Source organism: Buttiauxella sp., assembly GCF_049686335.1.
GTDB lineage: Bacteria > Pseudomonadota > Gammaproteobacteria > Enterobacterales > Enterobacteriaceae > Buttiauxella.
In genome coordinates this window covers 1-4,973 of sequence record NZ_JBAVHX010000013.1, presented here as the reverse complement: position 1 = coordinate 4,973, position 4,973 = coordinate 1, and the positions used below count along the sequence as shown (strand labels likewise).

Here is a 4,973-nt window from a genome sequence, read left to right as displayed (position 1 = left end):
AGAAGTGAAACGCCGTAGCGCCGATGGTAGTGTGGGGTCTCCCCATGCGAGAGTAGGGAACTGCCAGGCTCCAATCAAGTGAAAAGCCCTGTACTGACGTACAGGGCTTTTTGCTGTCTGCAGTTTACGCGAACCCGTCTTCATACCTCCTCTCAAGCAAGCCAACACCTGGCATATAAGGTAAACTAACCGAGTTTAAACTCAGGAAAGATACCCAACATGAGCACTTCTCTTAAACCTTTCAATACATTTGGTATTCAGGCTAATGCTTCACGAATTGTCATTGCTGATACAGTGCAGCAGTTAAAAGATGCCTGGAGTGAGACAGTGGCGGAGAATATGCCCGTTTTGATCCTGGGTGAGGGAAGTAACGTTCTCTTTCTTGAAGATTACACTGGTACCGTAATCGTTAACCGAATTTCTGGCACTCAGGTTACAGAAAAGCAGGATGCCTGGCATTTGCATGTGGGGGCCGGGGAAAATTGGCATCATTTGGTTGAATATACCTTACATGAAGGTATGCCGGGGCTTGAGAACCTGGCTCTAATCCCGGGATATGCCGGGTCTTCACCTATTCAGAACATTGGTGCGTACGGTGTAGAGCTCAAAAGTGTCTGCGAATACGTTGATTGTGTTGATTTACGTAGTGGTGAGATGCATCGACTGGATAATGCGCAATGCCAGTTTGGTTATCGTGACAGTATTTTTAAGCATGATTATCAGGATCACTATGCCATCGTTGCTGTGGGTTTACGTTTAGCAAAATTGTGGCAGCCGGTCTTATCGTATGGTGATTTGACTCGTCTTGACGCGGCGAATGTCACTCCGCTTGAAGTCTTTAATGCTGTTTGCCATATGCGGACAACGAAACTTCCTGATCCACGCATTAATGGTAATGCCGGTAGCTTCTTTAAGAATCCGGTGGTTAACGCTGAAGAAGCGGCGGAGTTACTTTCAGCCTTTGCGACAATCCCACATTATCCTCAGCCTGATGGTTCAGTTAAATTAGCCGCAGGTTGGCTAATTGATCAGTGCCAGCTAAAAGGATATCGCGTTGGCGGTGCGGCTGTTCATAAGCAGCAGGCACTGGTATTGATCAATGAAACAAGTGCTTCCAGCAAGGATGTTGTTGCTCTGGCTCATTATGTTCGCCAGTGTGTCGGGGAGAAATTTAACGTATGGTTGGAACCTGAAGTTCGCTTCATCGGGGCATGTGGCGAAGTTAGTGCTGTGGAGACCATTGCATGAAAGATAACAAAATTCCTCTAACGCTAATTAGTATTCTTGCTGACGGCGAGTTTCATTCTGGTGAGCAGTTAGGTGAGCAACTTGGCATGAGCCGGGCGGCCATTAATAAACATATCCAGACCCTGAGAGATTGGGGCGTCGATGTTTTTACCGTACCAGGCAAAGGCTATAGTCTGCCGGATCCCATTAAGCTGCTTAATGAAGAACTGATAAAATCGCAGGTTGATACGGGCTCTGTTGCGGTCTTACCGGTTATTGACTCCACTAATCAGTATTTACTCGATCGTATTGAAACACTTCAGTCCGGTGATGCCTGTATTGCTGAGTACCAGCAGGCAGGTCGAGGACGTCGAGGCCGCCAGTGGTTTTCCCCATTTGGCGCCAATCTTTATCTGTCTATGTTCTGGCGACTAGAGCAAGGTCCAGCGGCTGCTGTTGGTTTGAGCCTTGTGATAGGGATTGTTATGGCCGAAGTGTTACGCGAATTAGGTGCAGAGGAGGTCAGAGTTAAGTGGCCAAATGACCTCTATCTGAACGATCGTAAGCTTGCCGGGATTCTGGTCGAGCTGACAGGCAAAACGGGTGATGCAGCGCAGATTGTTATCGGTGCAGGCATTAATCTTGCCATGCGTAACGTAGCCACGGATGTCATTAATCAAAGCTGGATTAATTTGCAGGAAGCCGGAATTAATATAGATCGTAATGCATTAGCCATTAGAATAATAAAAGAATTACGTAAAGCATTACAGCTATTCGAAGAAGAAGGTTTACTACCTTTCCTGCCCCGTTGGGAATCACTGGATAACTTTATTAACCGCCAGGTGAAGCTCATTATTGGTGAAAGAGAAATTCACGGTATTTCAAGAGGGATTAACGAGCAAGGTGGGCTGTTATTAGAACAAGACGGCGTAATTAAACCTTGGGTGGGTGGTGAAATATCACTGCGTGGCGTTAATTAATTTTAATGGGGGATGTTATCCCCCCATTCTTTTATTTTCTCAGACGTACACACTCAACTTCATGATTTGAGCTTTTCGTCATGATCAAGCTGGCTCGCTCACGAGTTGGCAGGATATTTTCTTTTAAGTTCCGCCAGTTAATCTCTTTCCAGAGCTGCAATGCGACATTCACGGCTTCATCTTCTGAAAGCTTTGCATAGCTATGGAAATAAGAGTCAGGATCGGTAAATGCGCCTTCGCGGAACTTCAGGAATCGCGTGATATACCAATCTTGTAGTAAGTCTTCTGGCGCATCGACATAAATAGAAAAATCGACAAAGTCCGATACAAATACATGATGTGGATCGTGCGGATAATCCATGCCGCTTTGCAAAACATTTAATCCTTCAAGGATTAGAATATCAGGCTGAGCAACAGTTTTATCACCATCAGGAATGACATCATAAATAAGATGCGAGTAAACAGGTGCTGTGACATTCGGTGCGCCTGATTTAATGTCAGAGACAAATTTTACCAAACGGTGCATATCATAGGATTGCGGGAATCCCTTTTTCTTCATCAGATTGCGTTCTTTCAACACTTTATTCGGATGCAGAAAACCATCAGTCGTGATCAATTCAACGCGACGATGTTCAGGCCAGCGACTAAGCAGGGCTTGTAACACGCGAGCAGTTGTACTTTTCCCGACCGCAACGCTTCCCGCGATACTGATGACGTAGGGGATCCGTTGCCCATTAGTACCGAGAAATTGCTCTAACACTGCCTGCCGGCGAAGGTTGGAACTGATATAAAAATTCAATAGACGTGAAAGCGGCAGATAGATCTCGGCCACTTCTTCTAAAGAGAGATCCTCATTGATACCTTTCAACCGAGCGATTTCACCTTCAGTCAAGGTCATCGGTACTGAGTCGCGCAAGGCTGCCCATTGGTTGCGGTTGAACTGCATATAAGGAGTCGTCAACATTTGCTCTTTATTACTCATAAGCATGCTTCTGCCTGTAATTCAGGACAAAAATGAACGTAGTACGCGGGCTGAGAAAAGGAGACTCGTCTCAGATAATCAAAGGCGTGCAACGTATATTACTTTTCACAATGGGCAGGAGGGTAACACCAGATGGGGGAGAATAATAAGAAAAAAAGAAAGCAGTGATGCTTTCAGCGGAAAGCATCACGTTGTCGTATGGCTTTAACTTGCTATGCGCTGCGCAAATTGATTAACGGCGAATAAGCGTTTGTAATAGATGACTGCAGGATGATAATAGCCATCAGGTGAACAGATATAGTCAGGTAGCTCACCCAAACACCGGTAACCTTGCGCGCGATAGAATGCCTCCGCTGGCGTACATGCCTGAACATTAAGGCACAGTAATCCTCGATGTTGTGAGGTGGCCGCTTTTTCCATAGTAGAAATAAGCTGTTTACCTACGCCTTGCCGGCGCGCACGTCGATGGACGAGCAATAATTGTGGCGTTGCTCGATTCAAGCCCTCTGACTCATTTGCGAGCTCAAGCTGCACGGTTCCTAGCAGACCACGCTCATCACGTGCAATCCACATCAACAGGTCTCCTTTATCAATAGCACCACGCAATCGGTAGAATGCGCTCTCGGCGTCTTCACGTGAAGTCCCTGACTGATAACCCACAGATGAACCACCCTCGATAGCATCCAGCAGCAAGGCGCCCAGCTCCCGGCAATACACAGGTAATGTGGCGGCATTTAAATGAACAATTTTCATCGCGCTTCCTCCCCGGTGGACATTTCACCCTCATCTCTGACTAAAGCAAGAAATGATCCAGGCTATTCAACGCAGCTATATCTATCTTTTGCGTGGTCGGGAGAGGCAATGTGCACAGTAAAAGCGCATCAATACAGAAATGGATGCACAAATCAGGTGCAATAAAGAGTGCAAAGAGGGGGGTGAGTAAATCTCCACTGTATCCAGACGTTTAAAAATCACCCTGTGACGACGATAAATCCATCAGATTTACGAGCTATCGCGCAAAAAACAAGCGGTAGTGCATTTTCTTTAATTTTTTTGTTGCATCGCGAGGCCGGTGTTCCTAGAATGCGCGCTACTTGATGCCGACTTAGCTCAGTAGGTAGAGCAACTGACTTGTAATCAGTAGGTCACCAGTTCGATTCCGGTAGTCGGCACCATCAAGTGCTTGGTGGGGTTCCCGAGCGGCCAAAGGGAGCAGACTGTAAATCTGCCGTCATCGACTTCGAAGGTTCGAATCCTTCCCCCACCACCATTTTCAGGCCGCGTTATGCGTAGCCCGAGGCGACGAGATCCAACGAGTCGACTCGAATACTAAGGAGCCTTCCTTAGTTAAACAGAATTTAAGCAGGTAGCCGAGTTCCAGGATGCGGGCATCGTATAATGGCTATTACCTCAGCCTTCCAAGCTGATGATGTGGGTTCGATTCCCACTGCCCGCTCCAGATGTGCTGATATAGCTCAGTTGGTAGAGCGCACCCTTGGTAAGGGTGAGGTCGGCAGTTCGAATCTGCCTATCAGCACCACCTCCTTTATCCTTCCTGTTTCTCTTCTGTTCTGTTAATGAATTCAACAAATTCAGGCTTTCGCCTGGTTGATGTGGTGATATCACCGATTTATCCGTGTCTTAGAGGGACAATCGATGTCTAAAGAAAAATTTGAACGTACAAAACCGCACGTCAACGTCGGTACTATCGGCCACGTTGACCATGGTAAAACCACTCTGACTGCAGCAATCACTACCGTTCTGGCTAAAACCTACGGTGGTTC

The 4,973-nt window shown here is 46.8% G+C and carries 5 protein-coding genes and 4 tRNA genes; 7 read left to right on the top strand and 2 right to left on the bottom strand.

The window, feature by feature from the left end; all coding sequences use genetic code 11:
• The first annotated feature begins 219 nt into the window (after positions 1–219).
• Positions 220–1,248, top strand: a complete 1,029-nt coding sequence (murB, locus tag WBL83_RS12090) for a UDP-N-acetylmuramate dehydrogenase (RefSeq protein WP_424589385.1) — start codon at positions 220–222, stop codon at positions 1,246–1,248.
• On the top strand, positions 1,245–2,207 hold the full coding sequence (gene birA, locus WBL83_RS12085) for a bifunctional biotin--[acetyl-CoA-carboxylase] ligase/biotin operon repressor BirA (RefSeq protein WP_424589384.1): 963 nt from the start codon (positions 1,245–1,247) through the stop codon (positions 2,205–2,207). Before murB ends, birA begins: the two co-directional genes overlap by 4 nt.
• Before the next feature lie 31 nt (positions 2,208–2,238).
• Here birA and coaA read toward each other — a convergent pair whose 3' ends face one another.
• Both coaA and WBL83_RS12075 read right to left on the bottom strand, forming a co-directional pair.
• Entirely contained in the window at positions 2,239–3,189 is a 951-nt protein-coding gene (gene coaA / locus WBL83_RS12080) for a type I pantothenate kinase (RefSeq protein WP_034492290.1), read from the bottom strand.
• A gap of 204 nt (positions 3,190–3,393) precedes the next feature.
• The gene (locus tag WBL83_RS12075; protein ID WP_424589383.1) at positions 3,394–3,942 is read right to left on the bottom strand and encodes a GNAT family N-acetyltransferase; all 549 of its coding nucleotides are present in this window, start codon (positions 3,940–3,942) and stop codon (positions 3,394–3,396) included.
• Between the two features lie 346 nt (positions 3,943–4,288).
• Between WBL83_RS12075 and WBL83_RS12070 the strand changes: the two genes are divergently transcribed.
• The 5 genes from WBL83_RS12070 to WBL83_RS12050 form a co-directional block, all read left to right on the top strand.
• A tRNA-Thr gene (locus tag WBL83_RS12070) sits at positions 4,289–4,364 on the top strand.
• A 10-nt stretch (positions 4,365–4,374) separates the two neighbouring features.
• A tRNA-Tyr gene (locus WBL83_RS12065) sits at positions 4,375–4,459 on the top strand.
• Positions 4,460–4,573: 114 nt separating this feature from the next.
• Positions 4,574–4,648: transfer RNA gene (locus WBL83_RS12060), tRNA-Gly, on the top strand.
• A gap of 5 nt (positions 4,649–4,653) precedes the next feature.
• Positions 4,654–4,729 (top strand) — tRNA-Thr (locus WBL83_RS12055).
• Between the two features lie 116 nt (positions 4,730–4,845).
• Positions 4,846–4,973 (top strand): GTP-binding protein (locus WBL83_RS12050; protein ID WP_016197641.1); only part of this gene is annotated, 128 nt, incomplete at its 3' end.